Source organism: Vibrio sp. 10N.222.48.A3, assembly GCF_041475345.1.
GTDB classification, from domain to species: domain Bacteria; phylum Pseudomonadota; class Gammaproteobacteria; order Enterobacterales; family Vibrionaceae; genus Vibrio; species Vibrio tasmaniensis_A.
Map to the genome: position 1 here is coordinate 1 of NZ_JBFRVX010001147.1, position 1,797 is coordinate 1,797.

Annotated in this window: 2 protein-coding genes; both read right to left on the reverse strand. The window is 43.8% G+C overall.

The features are described 5' to 3' along the window. On the reverse strand, positions 1 to 729 hold a 729-nt coding region (truA, locus tag AB4653_RS24485), incomplete at its 3' end, for a tRNA pseudouridine(38-40) synthase TruA (protein WP_372105536.1). 194 nt (positions 730 to 923) lie between these two features. Next, positions 924 to 1,797, reverse strand: an 874-nt coding sequence (locus AB4653_RS24490; protein WP_372105537.1) for a FimV/HubP family polar landmark protein, incomplete at its 5' end; no start/stop codon positions are given.

Below are 1,797 nucleotides of genomic sequence, written 5' to 3' on the forward strand. Positions count from 1 at the left end.
ATAATCAACATCTACTAAGTATAAGCCTTCCGCTTTCGCTGTCGCGCCTGCCACTTTTCGATCTTTAGCCTCTAAAAGCCACTGAATCCACTCTGGTTTTTGATCACCTTTACCTACCGCAATTAGGCTACCAGTAATATTCCTCACCATATGGTGAACAAACGCATTCGCTTTAATATCGATCACTATGTAATGCCCATGACGAGTCACGTTTAAGTGAATCATGTTTCTCCATGGGCTACGAGATTGACAATGTGTTGCCCTGAACGAAGTAAAGTCATTCTCACCAAGTAAGTACTGACCCGCTTCATGCATCTTTTTCTCATCAAGGTGACCATGGTAATGGCTCACACCTGAATTCAAAATGCCAGGACGTAGAGCATGGTTAAAGATAATGTAGCGATAACGGCGTGCTGTTGCAGAAAAACGAGCATGGAAATCCTCATTCACTTCTGTTGCCCAACGAACGGCAATATCTTTTGGCATGTTGGCATTTGCGCCCATTGTCCATGCAACCATTTTACGATCGACATTAGTTTCAAAGTGAACGACTTGTCCCGTACCGTGGACACCGGCATCTGTGCGACCAGCACACATAACTTCTACAGGGTGATTCGCGACAACTGAAAGAGCCTTTTCCAATTCTTCTTGGACACTTTTCACGTCTCGTTGGCGCTGCCAACCAAAGTAGTGGGTACCGTTATATTCAATACCTAAAGCAATTTTCATGTTCTTGTTCTCTTTGAAAATGGGCGAGAAGTATATACGGAAATGAGTGCTAGCCCAAATAGGATGGGGCTAAAACTTCAATAAACAATCACTACCGCCTAGACGGTGGTTTTAGCAAGCTAAATAAAATAGACGCTAACTGTATCGCCCTAAAATAAAGGGTAGCCAACGCTACCCTTTATAATTTTTTGAATTTATCGACCGTTTAACGTATCGATAAGATTCTTTGCCTCTCGACGAATATCATCACTGCCGTCAACGATAGCCTCTTCTAGAAGCTTAATTGCACCTTGTGAGTCACTCATCTCGATGTAGATTTTAGCCAAATCGAGCTTACCAGCGGCTTCTGCGTTGCTATCGACATCGTAATTACCAATGTCACCGATAACGTCTGGGAATTCATTTAGGCCAACATCTAGCTTCAACTCTTCGTCATCTGGATTAATCGCGTCTTCGCCTTCTTGCTCAACTTGAGCCATCAGCTCATCAATCGTCATGTATTGCTTATCACGACCTTTATCTGACTCGGTTAAGTTGTCTTGTTGAGCCCAATTCTCTTGTTTGATTTTTGGTTCAGCTTGTTGATCTGCCGACGCCCAAATCTCCTGTTGATCATCAGGCACATCATTATGCATGCTAGATTGCTGCTCAGGAGCTAGGTTGAAGCCTTTCCAGTCTTCGCCGCCAACTTCAAGCATGGCGTCAATATCGAGCCCTGCACTATCAATCGATGTAGCATCCAGTGGCTTGTCGAACATGCTGTCGACAGAGTCTTGAACATCTTCAGAAAGTAATTCAGCTAATGCTGTCTCATCAAAATCCTCAAAACCTTCTAACAGATCGTCTTGAACTGTTGTAGGCACTGAGCTTAACTCAGAAGGTACCGGGCTTAATTCTGACGGAGAATCGAGTGATTCATCAGGTTGTGTGAAACTAGTCAAATCAGACTCTTCTGCACCTGGGAAGCCTTCTGCGTCTGAGAAATCTTCTGTATCCGAGAAGTCATCACCATGACTAAAACTCTGCGGGTTTGAAAATAAATCATGCAGCGCATCTTGTTCTTCACCC